Source organism: Bacillus sp. 01N42_2, assembly GCF_056399565.1.
This window is the reverse complement of record NZ_JBFTRO010000002.1, coordinates 146,085-164,002: the sequence shown is the minus strand read 5'-3', so window position 1 is coordinate 164,002 and position 17,918 is coordinate 146,085. Positions and strand designations below refer to the sequence as shown.

Below are 17,918 nucleotides of genomic sequence, written 5' to 3'. Positions count from 1 at the left end.
GAAGGCTTTGCAAAACACTGAAGATCTTCTTTACAAACTATTGGCAGGCCAGCTGAAATCTGTCGGATTCTTTACAGAAAACGAGACACAGCCTGTATTGCAAGGGTTTTACGGCAGGTGGCTGGAAGAAAGCATCTCCATCTTGGTGCAAAAAGGCTTTTTGAAACAGTCAGGCAGTACGTATGTGTTAACAGGTCCGATAGAGCGTGCGGACGTGCTGTGGAAAGAATGGGATGAAAAGAAAGCTCCTTTACTCAAGGACAGCAGCAAACAGGCGATGATCACTTTAGTGGAGACAGCCCTCAGAGCTTTGCCGGATATTTTATCCGGCAGAGTTTCTGCCACTGATGTTCTGTTTCCTGATTCCTCAATGGAATTGGTAGAAGGAATTTATAAAAACAATGAAACGGCAGATTACTTTAATGAAGTGCTCGCTGACACATTGACGGCTTTCATTGAGGAACGCCTGAAAGAAGACCCGAACGCAGAAATCCGGATATTAGAGATCGGAGCGGGGACGGGCGGGACAAGCGCGACCGTTTTCAAAAGATTAAAAGAGTACAAACATCATGTAAAAGAATATTGTTATACCGATCTGTCAAAGGCCTTTTTCATGCATGCTGAAAAAGAATACGGCCCCGACAATCCGTATTTGACTTATAAGCGCTTTAACGTGGAGGAGCCCCCGGCTTTACAGGGTGTAGAGGCGGGCGCATATGACGCGGTGATTGCGGCAAATGTGCTTCACGCGACAAAAAATATTCGCCAGACGCTTCGCAATGCCAAAGCGGTGCTTAAAAAGAATGGGATTTTGCTATTAAATGAGATCAGCAGCCATTCGGTTTATTCTCACCTGACATTCGGTCTTTTAGTAGGCTGGTGGCTGTATGAAGACGCCGAACTGCGTATTCCCGGGTGCCCGGGGCTGTATCCTGAAGCGTGGCAGTCCGTGCTGGAAAGCGAGGGATATCGGTACGTTACATTTATGGCGGAATCGTCACATCAGCTCGGCCAGCAGATCGTGGCGGCAGAAAGCGACGGCGTCATCAGGCAAAAACAGCAGGATGCGCAGGCGGCTGAAGAAACTGCAGCTTCCAAAGAGCCGGCTGATTTCACAGAACCGGCTTTCTCAGTGACAGACCGGACCGTGCAATTCATAAAAGAAACGTTAGCCAAGTCGATAAAGCTTGCTCCCGAGCGCATTCAGCCGGAAACGAGCTTTGAAAAATACGGCATTGACTCCATTTTGCAGGTGAATTTCATCCATGAACTGGAAACATTGACGGGCGAGCTGCCGAAAACGGTCTTATTTGAACACACGAATACGAAAGAACTTGCCGAGTATTTGCTGGAAACTTACCCGGATAAGCTTCAACAGGCATTTGGAGCTGAAGAAGCGCCTCCTGAAACGGAGCATCGGGAACCTGTAATGGCTGAACCGGTGCCGCTCGTCACGGAAACGCGGCGATTTATCACTGAACCAAAAGAGCCGGACGCGCCAAAGCCAGAAAAAGAAACCGCCGCCGCTGATCGATCTGAACGTGACGACATTGCCATTATCGGCATCAGCGGCCGCTACCCGGAGTCTGAAACCCTCGATGAGCTGTGGGAGCATTTAAAAGCCGGAGATAGCTGTATCTCAGAAGCCCCGGAAAACAGATGGAAATCCGGTCTTCTGAAAACAATGGCAAAAGAAACACGAAAAGAAGATCGCAAAACAAGGTACGGCGGATTTCTGCAGCATATTGACGCTTTTGACCATCACTTGTTTGACGTTAAGGAAGACCATGTGATGGAGATGACGCCTGAGCTCCGGTTAAGCCTTGAAACCGTATGGGAAACATTTGAAAACGGCGGCTACTCGTTAGAAAGATTAAACAAATGGCAGGAATCAGACAGCGGCATCGGTGTATTTATGGGCAGTATGTACAATCAATATTTCTGGAATATCCCGTCATTGGAAAAAGCCGCGCTCAGCTCTAACGGAGGGGATTGGCATATCGCCAACCGCATTTCTCACTTTTTCAATTTAACGGGTCCGAGCATGGGCGTTACGACCGCATGCTCCAGCTCACTGAGCGCCATCCATCTCGCCTGTGAGAGCCTGAAGCTTAACAGCTGTTCTATGGCGATTGCCGGAGGGGTCAATCTCACGCTTGAACCGTCTAAATATGATGCGCTTGAACGGGCGAATTTGCTTGAACAGGGAAGTGAAAGTAAAAGCTTCGGAACCGGCACAGGCCTGATGCCGGGAGAAGGGGTCGGGGCAGTGCTATTGAAGCCGCTCTCCAAAGCGGTTGCCGACAGCGATCATATTTACGGCGTCATTAAAAGCAGCGCATTGTGCCATAGCGGCGGAAGGCAGATGTACACGGCTCCGGATCCGAAACAGCAGGCGAAGCTCATGGCGGCTTCCATCAGCAAAGCCGGAATCAATCCGGAAACAATCAGTTATGTCGAATCAGCGGCAAACGGCTCTGTATTGGGAGATCCGATTGAGGTGATTGCCCTGACAAACGCGTTCTCGCAATATACCGTTAAAAAACGTTTTTGCGCGCTTGGATCCGTCAAGTCAAATCTCGGCCATTTAGAGGCGGCTTCCGGTATGTCCCAGCTCACGAAAGTGCTGCTGCAAATGGAGCGGGAAACGTTAGTTCCGACGATTAACGCAAAACCGCAAAATCCGAATATCTCGCTTGAAGAAACGGCCTTTTATCTGCAGGAGAAAACCGAGTATTGGGAGCGTCTTAAGGATGCCGAGACGGGAGACATCATCCCGCGGAGAAGCATGATCAATTCCTTCGGGGCAGGCGGGGCATATGCCAACCTGATCGTAGAAGAATACACCAGTCCGAATTCCGATCATGACCGTCACGGCAATGAGGAATATATTTTCCCCGTGTCAGCGAAAACGAAATGGAGTTTTGAAGCTTATCTTGACAGACTGGCGGCTTTTTTAGAAAAAACGCCATCTCTTCATCCGGCCGCCATTGCATCCGCTCTGCAAAAAAGAACGCATCATTCGGAATACCGGGTGGCATTTACGGCTTCTTCCGTACAGGAACTGCTGAACGAGCTGGCTTCTTACCGCGCGGATCAGCCGGGCCGGAGCCGCTCAGATTCTGCTGTCGGCCACCGGGCGCGGCAATGGGAAAAAGGAGAGAATATCGCATTTGATCAGTTGCAGCGAGAGCACGCCGTTCATCTGCCTGCTTATGCTTTTGACCGCCGGACTTCTTTTCAGTTCGGTGAATCAGAAAACGCTGCCGGCGTTCAGGTGATATACAGTGATGATGATCCATATGTGCAGGGGCATCAATTCAGCGGAGAACCTGTCCTCGTCGGTGCTACATACAAAAGCCTGGCAGCCGAGCAGTTTTATCATCACTTTCCTGAAGCGGAAGGAGGACAAATTAAAAAACTGAATTACGTCAATCCCATTGCTGTAAAAAAAGGCGATCGCATCGAGCTGAAAACAGAATCGAAGCAAAACGGGGATGCATTTGAACTGAGCATGATGTACCGCAGCCGCACGTCTCCTGATTGGAGCATAGCGGCGTATGCCGAGTGCAGTCCGTATCCGTTTCAGAAGCAGCACGCGGATCTGGCGGCCATTCAGCGTTCTTACCGGGAAGCGGGGATAGATAAGTTATACGGCGACGGCACGGGAACCGTCGTGTGGGGAGAAGAATTTAAAACGATCACACGCCTGTACAAAGGCACTGATGCGGTGTTAGCAAAGCTGAACGTGAATAATATCGGCTCACAACAAGCGCATCATTACGCCATAAATCCGTTAATCGCCAACAGTGCTTACTTGGCCGCGCTGTCTTTATTGGACCAAGCCGATGCGGAAAGCTATCTGCCGTTCGGCATTAATGCCGTCACCTTCAGCAGCCCGGCAGATCTCGATGATTGCTGGCTGCACATCAAGCTGGCCAAACAAACAGGGGAAATGATCCTGTTTAACGCAAATGTCATCAGCAGCCGATCTGAAGTGGTGATGTGTTATGAAGGCTATGCCCTGAAACGGTTCCGTCCGGAAGCCAAACAGATCAATCAGCCGGCCCGAACGGCTCTTAAAAGCCCGGGGGATCTGGTTTCTGCCGGCAGTCTGACAGATCATATCCGCAGCTATGTCCTTGGCAAGCTTGCCAAGATGATGAGTGAACCTGTGCCATCCCTGCGTTCTGATGTAAATATTATGGAATTGGGGCTTGATTCAGCGAGCCTGATCGGACTGACAAAAGAGATCGGCCAAGAGGCAGAAATCGATGTGAATCCGACATTGTTTTTCGAGTACCCGACGGCAGAAGAGCTGACCCGCCACTTCGCGTCAGCGTATGAGAGCAAGTTTTCTCAATTGCTTGCCGATCACAAACATACAGAAGAGGCTAAGGTCACGGAAACAGAAGAGCGCACTTTGCCGAAGGAACAGCATCGGCCTTGTGATAACGGTAATATCAAACAAGGAATCGCCATTATCGGTATGTCAGGCCAGTTTCCGCAATCTCCGGATATCCAGTCTTTTTGGGAGCACATTGTAAACGGAGATCACTGTATTTCAGAAATTCCGGCGAACCGCTGGGACTGGCGCCGTTACGCCGATGATGAGGATGACACAGGTCTCAAATGGGGCGGTTTTATTGACGGCGTCGGAGAATTTGACCCGCTCTTTTTCGGAATTTCTCCTAAAGAGGCTTCACAAATGGGGCCGGAGCAGTTTCTGCTTTTGATGCATACATGGAAGGCAATGGAGGATGCGGGCCTGACGAGTAAGACGTTATCAAGCAGACCGACGGGCGTTTTCGTTGCCGCGGGCAATAGCGACCCGAACAATGGAACAGCCATTCCGTCCATCATTCCGAACAGGATATCATACGCCCTGAATTTACAAGGGCCGAGTGAATATTACGAGGCGGCCTGCACGTCAACACTAGTGGCTTTGCACAGGGCGGTTCAATCAATCCGTTATAACGAATGTGAGCAGGCTGTCGTGGGCGCCGCCAATATTCTGCAGTCGCCGAAGGGCTTTATCGGTTTTGACGCAATGGGATATTTAAGCAAAAACGGTCGGGCGAAATCTTTCCAAAAAGATGCCGATGGCTTTGTCAGAAGTGAAGGCGCGGGCGTCATCATTATCAAACCGCTTGAGGCGGCAATTGAAGACGGCGATCATATTCACATGGTCATTAAAGGAACCGGGGTGTCTCATGGCGGTAAAGGCATGTCGCTTCACGCGCCGAATCCGGCGGGGATGAAGGCTGCGATGAAAAAAGCGTACGAAAACACCGATGTTGACCCGCAAACCGTCACATACATTGAAGCACACGGCATCGCCTCCGAAATGGCAGATGCGCTTGAGTTCAATGCAATCCAAGCGGGTTACGGCGATTTTACGAATGAGGAGGAAAGCGCGCCTTGTTACATCAGCACCGTGAAACCTTGCATCGGTCATGGCGAACTCGCTTCCGGACTGGCCGCCCTTATAAAAGTGGCGATGGCCATGAAACATCATACCATCCCGGGGATTCCCGGTTTCACAGCCGCAAATGAGCAAATGACCAATCAGCAAAGCCGCTTCCGATTCACTGAAGACAATCAAGAATGGACACAGCTTACCGACCGTACAGGCAGTCCGATTCCGCGCAGGGCCGCAATTAACAGCTATGGATTCGGCGGCATGAATGCGCATGTCGTTTTGGAACAGTACAGTCCGAGCCCTAAAGACAAAGAATCTGTGCATGAACCGCAGCTTATCGTGCTTTCTGCTAAGAGCGAAGGCCGGCTTAAGGCGGCCGCAGGTCAGCTGGCCGATTTCATACAAGCTGAACATACTCCGTCACTGCGGGATATTGCTTATACGCTCCAGACCGGCCGCGAGGCGATGCATTGCCGCCTGGCATTTGTTGCCCGCAATCAAGATGAACTGCTGGAAAAGCTGAAAGATTACAGAGCATTTTCCGGAGAAAGCAATGGAGTGAAAAGCTTCTTTACCGGCAGTCAGCAGACTGGAGCAGGAGACATCGGCATTTTACTGGAAGGGACGCTCGGTACAGTCGTCACGGAGACGCTTTTGGCTGAAAACAATCTGGAAAAGCTTGCATTTTGCTGGGTGAAAGGTGCGGATATACCGTGGGACAGACTCCATCAAGGCAAATCTGTTCAAAGAGTGCCGCTTCCGACATATCCTTTTGAAAAACATAAGTATTGGAACGGCAGTCAGACAGAAGACATCCGCCTTGAACCGATTCTAGAGAATCAACAGTTCCGCCGCGGGGGCGCGGCTGACATAGTGGCTGACATTTTAGGAATGGACGCAGCGGAAATGGATCCAAATAAGCCGCTGACTGAATACGGCTTCGATTCAATGTCCTGTATTCAGCTTCTGAAAAAACTTGAAGACACAGACTGCCGAATAAGTCTGGAAGCTCTTCAGAACTGCGGCACTCTTCAGGAGCTCAGCTTGCTGTTAAAAACGAACCAATCGCAGGATGGGGAAGGGAAATTTCCCGAACTCGTCAAGCTCAATGAAAGAGAAACAGGACGTCCTGTTTTCTGGTTTCATGGAGGAACGGGAGGCGTCGAAGCGTATCAGCCATTCGCCAAAAAAAGCCAGCGTCCCTTTTACGGCATTCAGGCAAGAGGTTTGACAGGGAAAGATCCGCTGCAAGGAATCGGAGAGATGGCCGCTTCTTATGCGAGAATCATTCAAGCGGTACAGCCGAAAGGCCCTTATGACCTCGGCGGATATTCCTTGGGCGGAATGCTCGCATATGAAACGGCGCGCCTCTTGCAGGAGGAAGGTCATACGGTGAAAAGCGCCGTCATGATTGATACTCCGTATAGTGAAAAATGGAAAGAAAGAAAACCATCTGTCAAGTCAGTCATGCTGCAAACGATCAATACGATGCTTACGGCATATCTCAAGCCTGAAAATCCTGAAGACGCATTAATCAGCAGGGAAGACATTAACGTGCAGGCTGGGGAAGAGGCTGTATTGAATGAATTGATCAGCCTTGCCAAAGAGCGCGGACTGCCAAAACCGGAAGAAGCGATCCGGATTCAGATGGAGCAAATGATGAAGACGCAGCTTGCTTACGGAATGGAAGAGTATGATATGAAGCCGCTGCCGCATCCGGAAACGCTGCAGTGCTACTATTTCCGTAATAAAAGCGGCTTGTTCCTCGGAGATCTTGAACGTTATCTGACAGCAGCGGAAGAACAAAACCTGTTAGACCATGAGGCGTATTGGGAGGAATGGGAACGGCAGATAAAACAATTTCACCTGCTGGATGTTCATTCTTCTAATCATGTTACAATGCTGTCGGAATTAAAGCCGCAAAACGCCATTAAGGCATTCTGTGAAAAACTGTACGCAAATAAAGGAACAATAAGCGCCAATTTCCTTAATTCTTTCAGAAAAAAGCTGGACGAAACAAATGAGTTGGTAAAACGGTAATATAGAAAGAGCTGCCGGAGCAATCCGGCAGCTCTTTTTGACTAATGAGAACTAAATTTACTATGTACTAAATTTTCATAGTAATTTGTTGTTTCCTGTTAATAAGATATTTAAAAACCCCCAAATATGGGGGCGGATATTATAATCTGACAGGCAGTGCTTCAAGCCCTCTTAAAAACACATTCTTTCTCCATGATAAATCCTCAGGCGCTCCCTTCAGCTCTATATTCGGCAGCCGTTTTAAAAGCGCTGTAAAGGCAATGGATGCTTCCATCCGGGCGAGCGGAGCTCCGAGACAGAAATGAATGCCGAAGCCGAAAGAGATATGGCGGTTCGGTGTTCTCGCTATATTTAATGTATCAGGATCATCGAAATATTCCGGGTCCCGATTGGCTGAACCGATGCCGATAAATATCATATCGCCTTTTTTAATGGAAACATCTTTATAGGTGAAATCTTCAATCGCCCAGCGATTCGCCATCATGATGACGGGAGAGGTATAACGCAAAAGCTCTTCGACCGCCGTCTGGATAGTTTCAGGCTGCCGCTTTATCTTCTCCAGCTGGTCTTTGTGCAAAAGAAGCGCCAGTGTGCCGGAGCCGAGGAGGTTAACCGTTGTTTCAAGTCCGGCAACGACTAACAAAAACAGCATGGAATAAAGCTCTGATTCACTCAGCTTTTGGCCGTCCTCTTCTGCGTAAATCAGCTTGCTCGTCAAGTCTTCACCCGGATGTATTCTTTTTTCTTCGATCAGTGTTTTCATATATTGTTTAAACTCTCTGAGCGCCTGATTGGTCGCTTCTCGTCCGCTTTCTGACGTGTCGACCATCGCGTTTGTCCACACCTGAAATGAGGCGCGGTCCTCTTTCGGAATTCCGAGCAGCTCTGAAATGACGATAAACGGAAGCGGAGCGGCGAAATCTCTCATGATATCAGGATCTGTTTTTGTTTCCATTTCATCCAACAGCTCTTCTGTAATCCGTTCTATCCCGGTGCGAAGCTGCTCAATCATCCGGGGAGTGAACCCCTGATGCACCAAAGACCGCAGGCGTGAATGATCCGGCGGGTCCTTTGCCAGCATATGCTCTGATACAAAATCGATATCTTCACTGACATTCAGCTTCGCGATCAGCTCCTTCGGCATGACCCGTTTTACATCTCTCGTAATTCTGCTGTCCTTTAAAAACGCCATACAATCATCATAACGCGTGATGAGCCAAGCCGGAAAGGTGCCTCCGAAACGCTGCAGTTCGAATTTATGTATGGGATCCTGCTCTCTGAATGTGCTTAAAACCGCAAAAGGGTTCTCGTGAAACTCGGATGAGTGTGGATGAAACATTATTTTTTCCATCGTGATTTCCCCGCCTTCATGTTTTTAAGAAAGACTTAAGACATAACAAACTGCCGGTGCCTGCCGGCCGATCGGCATTCCTCCTTTTATCCGCTGAAGACACTGATTACAACGGCGCATAAGTATGTCTAATATATAAGGAATCAGAAGCTTGTTCAATAGAAAAACCGTAAAGCCGTCATTTTCGTTGGTTATCACCAAAACAGCAAACTTTTTTTACCAATTAATCATGTGTGCCGAATCCGGCTAATATACATATTTACGCTTCATATCAACTTCTTAAGGAGGCTGTGAATGACTGCGTTTATGAAATGGGCGGCAAGTCTGCTTTTGGTGATCTCTCTTCAGTTCAGCTTTATGAGCGCCGGCACTTCGGAGAATACTGCCCGAGCCGCGTCCAGATACGATCAGGTGCTTTATTTCCCGCTGTTAAAATATCCGGAGACGGGAAATCATATAAAAGACGCCATTTCGGCAGGGCACTCTGACATTTGTACAATTGATCGCGGCGGAGCTGAGGATAGAAGGAAAGAATCATTGAAAGGAATTCCGACAAAGCCCGGATTTGACCGTGATGAATGGCCGATGGCGGTCTGTACAGAAGGCGGAGCTGGAGCTGATATCAGATATGTAACACCTTCGGACAATCGCGGGGCCGGCTCATGGGTCGGAAATCAAATGAGCAGGTATTCCGACGGCACGAAAGTATTATTTATCGTTCAGTAATCTTCTCCGGCGCGCCGGAGTTTTTTTATGCTATGAAAAGGCGGCGTACCGGCTGGACATATGAAATGGCGAAGAGTAAACTTATATGTTGGACTCAGCATGAGAAAGGATTGGATCACATTGCCGGTGACTACATACCGAAATATTGCACTTTTGCTTCTTTGTTTAACTGCGGGAATTGTGGATGTGATCGGTTATTTAAGTTTAGGACACGTCTTTACCGCCAACATGACGGGGAACATCGTTTTGTTCGGCATGGCGATCGGCAACTCATGGCACCTTGCCGTACTCAAATCTTTAACCTCGTTAATCGGATTTATTGCAGGCGTTATTGCCGCGGCTTGGCTTGTCGGCAATAAACAGAAATCATTCTGGCCCCCTGCGGTCACTGCCGCATTGATCATTGAAGGGGCTGTTTTGCTTTTGTTTGCTCTGTTCTCCTGCTTTTTTTCAGAATCCATTTCTGTTTATGTGCTGATTATGCTGCTCAGCTTCGCAATGGGAATGCAGACAACAGCCGCGAGAAAACTTGGTGTAGCCGGGATTTCCACGACTGTATTAACGGGGACGCTTGCTAATTTTTTTGAAGATCTCACCGCAAGGTTTTACAAAGCGGACAAGCGGAAGCAGTTTACGAGAGATGCGGTATTGCGCGCGCTTGCCTTGGTGCTGTATTGCTTTGGGGCGGTTATCGGCGCATTTGCCGAACCGAATTACAAATTCGCCGTGATCTGGCTCCCGATTATCATTATTTTAGGTATTATGCTTTGCGCATTTACAATGTTCCACGGTTACTCGGAAGAAAAAAAACAATAAAAAAACGCCGCTGATTCACGGCGTTTTTTTCGTTTTATTGCTCTTTTCGGGTCCCGATTGTATAAACGGCCCGATCTGTATGTACCTTTAATCCGTCTTGCTCTTTTTGGATGGTAATCTCGCCGAGCAAAGGGATTTCATACGCATCTTGGGGGAGCGGGACATTTCCTTCCTCCGTATAGGTTGTGCCGTGTCCTTTTAGGACGAGTTCTTTGTCGGCTACATAGTCATCGGGATGATTTGTCCGGCGGACGAGAACATCATCAAGGTGAAGCATGATCTGGTCCATATCAGAAATCTCGTTCCGGCTGTCTGTCAGCTCTCCTTTTCTGATATCAAGCGTTTGTCCGATCTGCTTTTGCAGCCATTCTGACAGTTCGGTGTTTGTAAGTGCCATTGTTATTCCTCCTTTTATCTACACCATACTTATTCCCTATTTTTTTAGAAATACACTGCTCCGCTTAATCTTTTTTTCTGACAGCCGGTTTTGAAGAGTTACTAGTTTCTTCATTATAATTGTTTACTAAAAACGGGGTCATCTTCCGGTGCAGACGGCCCCGTTTACTCATCATATAAAGATTATTCTTTCGGCACGGCGTTTTCGGCGTTCACTGCACCCGCTCCGTAAATGTTCGGATCTTCATTTGTCCATTTATCCGGACTTTCCTTGATCAGTGTTTTCACTTCGTCAGGCGTAAGCTGCGGGTTCTGCTGGAGGATTAAAGCGGCAATGCCCGCACAGATCGGAGTGGCCATGGACGTGCCCGACAGACTGAAATACAACGACCCTACACGATTTGATTTTTGTAATTTGTCAAGGTATGAACGAGGTGAACGAAGGGACACGATATCGACTCCGGGCGCGAGAATATCAGGCTTTTCTTTTCCGTACACCGTCGGGCCGCGGCTTGAGAAAGAAGCAGCCGTATCGTCTTCATTCGCGGCCGTATCATTGTCATCATAGGCGCCTACCGTGATGACCTTCTCACTGACGCCGGGGCTTGAAATCGTTTGAGCTTCCGGACCGGAATTGCCCGCAGCGACGCAGACGACGATTCCTGCGTTCCATGCTTCTTCAACGGCCTTGACGAGCGGATCGTCCGTTTCTTTGTCATATCTGAGCGCTTCTCCGCCCAGTGACATGCTGATGATCCGGATCGGATTGTCAGTGTGTTTTTTATTATATTGTATGCACCATTCCACACCTTCAATGATATCAGCCAAGGTTCCCGATCCGGTTTTGTTTAAAACTTTGACACCGATCAGATTGGCTTCAGGCGCGGGTCCCTGATATTTTCCGGAAGACGATGCGCCGCTGCTCGCGATATCACCGGCGCAATGGGTGCCGTGGCCATTGTCATCATACGGTTCCGTCCTTTGGTTCACAAAGTCTGCAAATCCGGTAATTCTTCCTTTTAAATCGGGGTGCTGATAGATTCCGGTATCAATGACGGCAACGGTTACGCCTTTTCCTGTTAATACGGTTCCGTTTCGGGTCACTTCTTTTGCATGGGTTGATTCGGCTGCCGTATCGAGAAGTGCTTTTACTTCCCGGTTTAAATAGACTTTACGGATATCCCGGCATTGAGAAAGAAGCATGTGAAGGGCGGCCGGGGTGACTTCAGCGCTGCAGCAATTAATTGTGTGAAACTGCTTTTTGATCGTGCAGCGTTTCTCATTTGACAGGACCTGGCCTGTGCTGTGAAACCCGGATTCATGGCAGCCTTCCTCGAATTCAATGATGACTGACATTTTCTTTCTGTTTTTCACCTTTTTTTCGAAAAAACGATGGAGAAAGCAAGGCGTCCATTTGAAAGGTTTATATAACTGTAATACATTTTCTCTGAGCGGCCCGTCCAGCTTATGAGCATTTGACCGAACCATTTGTACCATTGAGTAACCAAACATATATACTTTTCCTCCCATTCTGGCGATTCTCTCTATACCATATGAACAGGCAGTATATTCGGTCAGTTTGTTTGTCCTTTCAGAGAGCTGGTTACTTGCGGCTTTTTTATTTGAAAAAGAACATTTGTTCTCTTATAATGAAACCGACAGAAGGAGGTATATACATGAACATAATATTGAGACATTCCTTGGAAAAGCAGCTTCCGATTGATATTATATATATGAAAAAAGACGGCACCATTTCAAAACGGACCATTATTATTAAAAAAGGGGATGAGCGGGCTGTAACGGCATTTTGCTGTACAAAAAGGCAGATGAGAACTTTTTTGACGGGCTCCATTCTGTCCTGCGCATTTGCTTCGGGAGACGGATATTCATTTTTAAAAGCGTATTCTTGATGCCGTCTGTTTCCGGCTGTGAATCTCCCGCCCCTGAAAATTCGGGCGTTCCTCCCTTTTTTTTTGCCTCTCTCAACCTTTTTTCACTGATGCCCGGCATTTGAGCGCTTGAACCGTGACCATCCATTGATTTTTCGAAACCGGGAAGTTTTTCACTGATGATAATGTTAATAGAATGTTAAGATAAGACCTATTGACAAAAATCCAAATAATGAATATCTCATTTTTCAGAAAGGAGCAAAGAAGGAGAGCTGATGAAAAGAATAATACTTAATGTCATCATTATCGTAGCAATGGTCTTACTAATAAGATGTGCTCACTATGCGTCAGACCCTGATCCCTCGAATTCTTCAGATACATACACAGATTTTAAAGATCTGGCTGAACATGAAGACCCCGATGATTATCATATATCGTACAATAAGCGAGAGGGGAGCCCTGTATTGATCATGTCGCCGCACGGAGGGAGAATTGAGGGCGGGGTGAGCGAGATCGTCCGCTCTTTCAGAGATGATTATTCAACCTACCTGTTTGAGGGGTTAAAAGCGCATGATAACCAGACTCTTCATATTACGAGCACCAAGTTCGATGAGCCTTTAGCAGTCGAAAGCATTAAGCAACACCATTATGTGATCGCAGTTCACGGTTATAAAGGCGACGAGAAAAATACCCTTGTCGGAGGAAGCGACCGGAAGCGGGCGGAAAAATTGGTGAGAGCTTTCAAACGAAATGGATTTCCTGCAGAATTGGCAACCTCAAAAACCGGTCTGGCCGGGGTTGACACAGAAAATATCAATAATCAGGCGCAAACAGGTCTGAGCATACAGCTTGAGATCAGCAGAGAACAGCGGGAAGCGTTTTTTGATAATTTCGACTACCGTGAAAGAGAATTCACAAAAACAGACGAATTTTACCGGTATGTCCGTACGATAAAAAGAGTGATCAATCAAGAGTATTCATGAGCTTATCATAAGACAAACAAGTGAAAGATGAGTAAACTTGAAAAAAAGGAGGATGGTCCGTTGGCAAAACATCATTTTTATTTAAAAGCAAATTGGCCCGGAAATCGGAATGACGTCGGCGACATTAAAAGCGGCCGGCTGGAAACGGCTGTGTCCATTCCTAAGGAAATGGACGGTCCGGGAGAAGGCACAAATCCTGATGAGATGCTGCTTGGAGCGGCCGCGACCTGTTATATTATAACGCTTGCGGCAATGATGGAAAGAAGCGGTCTGGATAAAGAAGATTTACATATGGAATCTGAAGGAATTGTAGATGTAACAAACGGTGTGTTCACGTATCAAAAAATCATTCACCGCCCGTTTATATTATTAAAGCCGGATGCAAACGAAACGGATTTTGCACTGGCCAGGAAGTTAGCGCAAAAAGCGGAATCGTCGTGTATGATTTCACGAGCGGTTCAGGGAAACGTGGAGATGGAGCTTGAGGTTGAAGTAAAAGCCGCCCGCGCATGACGAATTCAAACGGTCAGCTCCGGGCCGTTTGATTTTTTTTCGTTTTTTGAGATTTGGAACGGTTGAGCAGGATGACGCCCGTGATGACCAACACAAGACCGATCATCATTTTGATCGTCATGGCTTCCTTAAAAACAATAAAGCCGACGATTGCAGTTAAAGCCGTGCCGACACCTGACCATGTTGCGTATGCGGTGGATAAATCAAGGCTTTTCAATGAAAAGCTCAAAAACATAAAAGAGGCTCCGATTCCGGCAATGACGCCGAGAGCGGGCCACAGGTGCGTAAAACCGTCCGACAGCTTCAGCATCGTGCTCCCGAACACTTCTGATACAATGGCTAATGCCAAGCAAAGTAATCCTTTCATCAGCATGCCTCTCCTTTCTACCAATTCATCAAAATGACACCGGCCAATAAGAAAAAGAGTCCGATGACGGCCTGCTTGTCCAGTTTTTCCTGAAACCACTTCGCTCCGATAATGGACGCAAGCACCGTTCCGGCCCCGCTCCATGTGGCATAGGATAAGCTGAGCGGAATAAGATTCAGTGTCAGTGAAAGCATATAAAAGGCCAATGAATAGCCAGCCACTACAAGCGCGCTCGGCACAAACCGCGTAAATCCGCGGGAGACCTTCAGCATGGCCGCACCCATTGACTCTGATAAAATAGCAATTGTGAGGAAGATATAACCCAGAATCATATCCAATCCCCCTCTCATCATCATCTTTCATGCCTTTTGTTTAAGGCAGTAAAATAAAATAATATCCGAACTTTACCCGGCAAGTCAAGACATTCGGCCTATATAAAAAGGCCCCTGAAAGGAGCCCTTTTTGATTGTCTTAGTAGTAATACGGATAACCTCCGTACGGATAGTAAGGGTAGCCGTAACCTCCGTACAAATACGGATTGAACAAAGCGCTTCCGACAAGTCCCCCGACAAGCCCTCCGACAAACGGTCCGCCGTAAAAACCAAACGGACGTCCGAACCCGCCAAACCAAGGCCGGCCAAAACCAAAACCCGGCCGTCCGAATCCGAAGCCGAATCCGGGACGTCCGAACCCGAATCCAGGCCGGCCGAACCCAAATCCAGGCCGTCCAAACCCAAATCCAGGCCGTCCAAACTGTCTCATATCACTATCTGCTTCGTATGTGTATTCTTCATTCATAATTAAGGTACCTCCAAGAATAAATTTTAGATGATAACAGAGTATTCAGCCCACCAATTTTTGATTGGGCGTTTATCAAAAAAATAAAGGAGTGAGCTTTTGTGGGCCTGTATCAGTCCGATTGGTCAAAAAAACCTCCGCACACACACGCTTACCGGGCTGTAACGGATATTGTGCAGGGGCATTACCATTTGATCGAAGGCTTCTCACAGCCTGAGAACGGCAGCAATACGGATCAGCATACACATTTCTATACGGGTATCACCTCATTTGAAAACGGCCATTTCCACAGATATTACGGTATTTCCGGCCCTGCCATTCCGAGGGTTGACGGAACGCATTACCATGAGCTTTCAGAGACCACCTTTGCCGCCTACAATGAGCCGATTCAGATCCAGTACGGCGGCGTCGTTTACGATCCGCGGGAGGAAGGCCGGAAAACGCACCGCCACACGCTCAAGGGAAAAACGAAAGAGGTTGTCGGCAACGAGCCGATCGGGTGGTAATTGACGTTTAGCGCTCAGGAAAAAGGGCAAAATGGATAGGTGCATGGAGCAATGAATGCTATAATTAGGGGGAGATTTATAAAAGAGAGTGATACATATTGAAAAATACAAAACAGCCTGTCGTCATACTTGTCGGGCCGACGGCAGTCGGAAAAACAAAACTGAGCATCGGACTCGCAAAAATGCTGAATGCGGAAATCATCAGCGGGGATTCCATGCAGGTATATAAAGGGATGGACATCGGAACGGCCAAAGTCACCGAAGAAGAGACAGAAGGCGTGCCGCATCATCTGATTGATATTTTGGAGCCGTCCGACACGTTTTCAACGGCTGATTATCAAAAAATGGTGAGAGAAAAAATCAGCGAGATTGCCGCCAGAGGAAAGCTCCCGATGATTGTCGGAGGGACGGGTCTGTACATCCAGTCTGTGCTGTATGATTATACGTTTACGGAACACTCCGGTGATCCTTTATTCAGGGAGCGCATGGAGAAACTGGCTGCCGAAGAAGGGGCTGAGGCTCTTCATGCCAAACTTGCGGCGGCCGATCCGGAAGCAGCGGCAGCCATTCATCAAAACAATACGCGAAGAGTCATCCGCGCTCTCGAAATTCTGCACATATCGGGCAAAACAATGTCAGAACATCTTAAAACTCAAAAACGGGAGCTGCTTTACAATGCGGTGCTCATCGGTCTTACAATGGACAGAGAAGTGCTGTACGGCCGGATTAACGAGCGTGTTGACCTGATGATGGAAGCCGGCCTTCTTGAGGAAGTCAAGCGGCTGTATGATATGAATATCCGGGACAGCCAATCGATTCAGGCGATCGGCTATAAAGAGCTGTATGAATATCTTGATGGAAAAGTGCCGCTTTCTCAGGCCGTGGAGCAATTAAAACAAAATTCAAGACGTTATGCGAAACGTCAGCTGACCTGGTTTCGCAATAAAATGTCTGTTTCATGGACCGATATGACGCCGCCTGTTGATCTTGAACAGAAAAAAAAGGAAATTTTCGAGTGTATAGCAGGAAAACTGGAAATTTAATCGAAACAGTATTGTATTGAGAACCAAGGAGGACGAAACATGAAACCGATTAATATTCAGGATCAGTTTTTGAATCAAATCCGAAAAGACAATACGTTCGTCACGGTATTTTTACTCAACGGCTTTCAGCTTCGCGGCCAGGTAAAAGGCTTTGACAACTTTACCGTCTTACTCGAAACGGAGGGGAAGCAGCAGCTTATTTATAAACATGCCATCTCCACGTTCGCCCCGCAAAAAAACGTTCAGCTTGAGCTTGAATAAACTTTTGCCAAAGACCATGAACAATGGTCTTTTTCTATGCGCATCTGTATATTGCCGGCTTTATATCGGCAACATAAAAGGGGGCTTGGAAAGCGATGTTCGAAAGTGAGAATGAACTGAGAAGAATCAGGATAACGCTCGTCTGGATCGCTGTTTTTTTGCTGTTTGGAGCATGCAGCAATCATGAAACGGTGGTGACGGATGATGACGGCGGCTCGGCGGATGCCGAACCGCAGACAGAAGGCACGGTGCAGCTGGAGCATAACCATTTCGGCGTCGTCGAAGACGGTTATTTAAAAATATATCGTTACGACGAAAAAACGAATAAAGTCAAACTGAAAAAAGAAACGACGTTAGATGAGCTTGAATAAATTTCACAAGCTTTCGAATTTACAAAGCGGGCCGCACAAGCTACACTAGGTACTGACATTGATCATGCAGAGGGTGAGACGATTGAAACACAAGGTGATAATCAACCATTGGGAAGAAACCTGTGAAGATGATTCCTGCTATGAATATGGAACCAGCATCATTGTTGACGGCAAAGAACTGCTCAGAGAGGCTTCCATCACAAGCGCTCTGAAAGCCGTGCTGAAAGAAATCGGTGCTGATGCGGAAATAGAAGAGACCGTTGAAAGCGAAAAAAAATGTGATTCTTACAAAAAATAAGAATAAAAGTCTAGACTACTAAGCAGTTTTTTTTCATGTTATGATAGACATCGGCTTACACATGACACCTTGAGTAGGATGAGAGATGATTCTCGTTCTGCTCTCTTTTTTGGGCGTTAATCGGGGCAGAACCAAGGT

General features: G+C 47.5%; 17 protein-coding genes. 11 read left to right on the top strand and 6 right to left on the bottom strand.

Annotated elements, in window-relative coordinates:
- Positions 1-7 precede the first annotated feature (7 nt).
- The gene (locus tag AC1DN5_RS04760; RefSeq protein WP_366969363.1) at positions 8-7,462 is read left to right on the top strand and encodes a beta-ketoacyl synthase N-terminal-like domain-containing protein; all 7,455 of its coding nucleotides are present in this window, start codon (positions 8-10) and stop codon (positions 7,460-7,462) included.
- Between the two features lie 139 nt (positions 7,463-7,601).
- Here AC1DN5_RS04760 and AC1DN5_RS04755 read toward each other — a convergent pair whose 3' ends face one another.
- Positions 7,602-8,813, bottom strand: coding sequence for a cytochrome P450 family protein (locus AC1DN5_RS04755; protein ID WP_366969362.1), 1,212 nt, complete (start codon positions 8,811-8,813; stop codon positions 7,602-7,604).
- 294 nt (positions 8,814-9,107) lie between these two features.
- Between AC1DN5_RS04755 and AC1DN5_RS04750 the strand changes: the two genes are divergently transcribed.
- Both AC1DN5_RS04750 and AC1DN5_RS04745 read left to right on the top strand, forming a co-directional pair.
- On the top strand, positions 9,108-9,539 hold the full coding sequence (locus tag AC1DN5_RS04750) for a NucA/NucB deoxyribonuclease domain-containing protein (RefSeq protein WP_016936037.1): 432 nt from the start codon (positions 9,108-9,110) through the stop codon (positions 9,537-9,539).
- 60 nt (positions 9,540-9,599) lie between these two features.
- Positions 9,600-10,355: a YoaK family protein gene (locus AC1DN5_RS04745; RefSeq protein ID WP_366969360.1), complete on the top strand. Its 756-nt coding sequence runs from the start codon at positions 9,600-9,602 to the stop codon at positions 10,353-10,355.
- Positions 10,356-10,389: 34 nt separating this feature from the next.
- On the opposite strand, the gene ymzB is transcribed toward AC1DN5_RS04745, so the two are convergent.
- The gene (gene ymzB, locus AC1DN5_RS04740) at positions 10,390-10,752 is read right to left on the bottom strand and encodes a protein YmzB (RefSeq protein WP_366969359.1); all 363 of its coding nucleotides are present in this window, start codon (positions 10,750-10,752) and stop codon (positions 10,390-10,392) included.
- Positions 10,753-10,934: 182 nt separating this feature from the next.
- Positions 10,935-12,263 carry a S8 family peptidase gene (locus AC1DN5_RS04735; RefSeq protein ID WP_342007787.1) on the bottom strand — a complete coding sequence of 443 codons (1,329 nt, stop codon included), beginning with the start codon at positions 12,261-12,263 and terminating at the stop codon, positions 10,935-10,937.
- 164 nt (positions 12,264-12,427) lie between these two features.
- Here AC1DN5_RS04735 and AC1DN5_RS04730 point away from each other — a divergent pair, with 164 nt between their 5' ends.
- From AC1DN5_RS04730 to AC1DN5_RS04720, 3 genes are all read left to right on the top strand, one after another.
- A complete protein-coding gene (locus tag AC1DN5_RS04730) occupies positions 12,428-12,661 on the top strand; it encodes a hypothetical protein (protein WP_366969357.1) in 234 nt (77 codons plus the stop codon).
- A gap of 254 nt (positions 12,662-12,915) precedes the next feature.
- Positions 12,916-13,623: a poly-gamma-glutamate hydrolase family protein gene (locus AC1DN5_RS04725; protein ID WP_326352309.1), complete on the top strand. Its 708-nt coding sequence runs from the start codon at positions 12,916-12,918 to the stop codon at positions 13,621-13,623.
- A gap of 60 nt (positions 13,624-13,683) precedes the next feature.
- On the top strand, positions 13,684-14,136 hold the full coding sequence (locus AC1DN5_RS04720) for an OsmC family protein (RefSeq protein WP_016936030.1): 453 nt from the start codon (positions 13,684-13,686) through the stop codon (positions 14,134-14,136).
- Positions 14,137-14,149: 13 nt separating this feature from the next.
- Here the strand turns inward: AC1DN5_RS04720 and erbB are convergent, their stop codons facing one another.
- The 3 genes from erbB to AC1DN5_RS04705 all read right to left on the bottom strand — a co-directional run bounded on the left by erbB (position 14,150) and on the right by AC1DN5_RS04705 (position 15,301).
- A complete protein-coding gene (gene erbB / locus AC1DN5_RS04715; protein WP_016936029.1) occupies positions 14,150-14,503 on the bottom strand; it encodes an SMR family multidrug efflux transporter EbrB in 354 nt (117 codons plus the stop codon).
- Between the two features lie 17 nt (positions 14,504-14,520).
- On the bottom strand, positions 14,521-14,835 hold the full coding sequence (gene erbA, locus AC1DN5_RS04710) for an SMR family multidrug efflux transporter EbrA (protein WP_016936028.1): 315 nt from the start codon (positions 14,833-14,835) through the stop codon (positions 14,521-14,523).
- 139 nt (positions 14,836-14,974) lie between these two features.
- Positions 14,975-15,301, bottom strand: coding sequence for a hypothetical protein (locus AC1DN5_RS04705; RefSeq protein WP_047474874.1), 327 nt, complete (start codon positions 15,299-15,301; stop codon positions 14,975-14,977).
- Between the two features lie 101 nt (positions 15,302-15,402).
- Here AC1DN5_RS04705 and AC1DN5_RS04700 point away from each other — a divergent pair, with 101 nt between their 5' ends.
- The 5 genes from AC1DN5_RS04700 (at position 15,403) to AC1DN5_RS04680 (ending at position 17,780) form a co-directional block, all read left to right on the top strand.
- The gene (locus AC1DN5_RS04700) at positions 15,403-15,807 is read left to right on the top strand and encodes a YmaF family protein (RefSeq protein WP_047474871.1); all 405 of its coding nucleotides are present in this window, start codon (positions 15,403-15,405) and stop codon (positions 15,805-15,807) included.
- 98 nt (positions 15,808-15,905) lie between these two features.
- A complete protein-coding gene (miaA, locus tag AC1DN5_RS04695) occupies positions 15,906-16,850 on the top strand; it encodes a tRNA (adenosine(37)-N6)-dimethylallyltransferase MiaA (RefSeq protein ID WP_016936025.1) in 945 nt (314 codons plus the stop codon).
- A gap of 39 nt (positions 16,851-16,889) precedes the next feature.
- Positions 16,890-17,111 (top strand): RNA chaperone Hfq, encoded by a 222-nt coding sequence (hfq, locus tag AC1DN5_RS04690; protein ID WP_003154064.1) that lies wholly within the window; start codon positions 16,890-16,892, stop codon positions 17,109-17,111.
- Positions 17,112-17,206: 95 nt separating this feature from the next.
- Positions 17,207-17,482: a YmzC family protein gene (locus AC1DN5_RS04685; protein ID WP_045926683.1), complete on the top strand. Its 276-nt coding sequence runs from the start codon at positions 17,207-17,209 to the stop codon at positions 17,480-17,482.
- Between the two features lie 82 nt (positions 17,483-17,564).
- Positions 17,565-17,780 (top strand): hypothetical protein, encoded by a 216-nt coding sequence (locus AC1DN5_RS04680; RefSeq protein WP_016936023.1) that lies wholly within the window; start codon positions 17,565-17,567, stop codon positions 17,778-17,780.
- Positions 17,781-17,918: the final 138 nt, after the last annotated feature.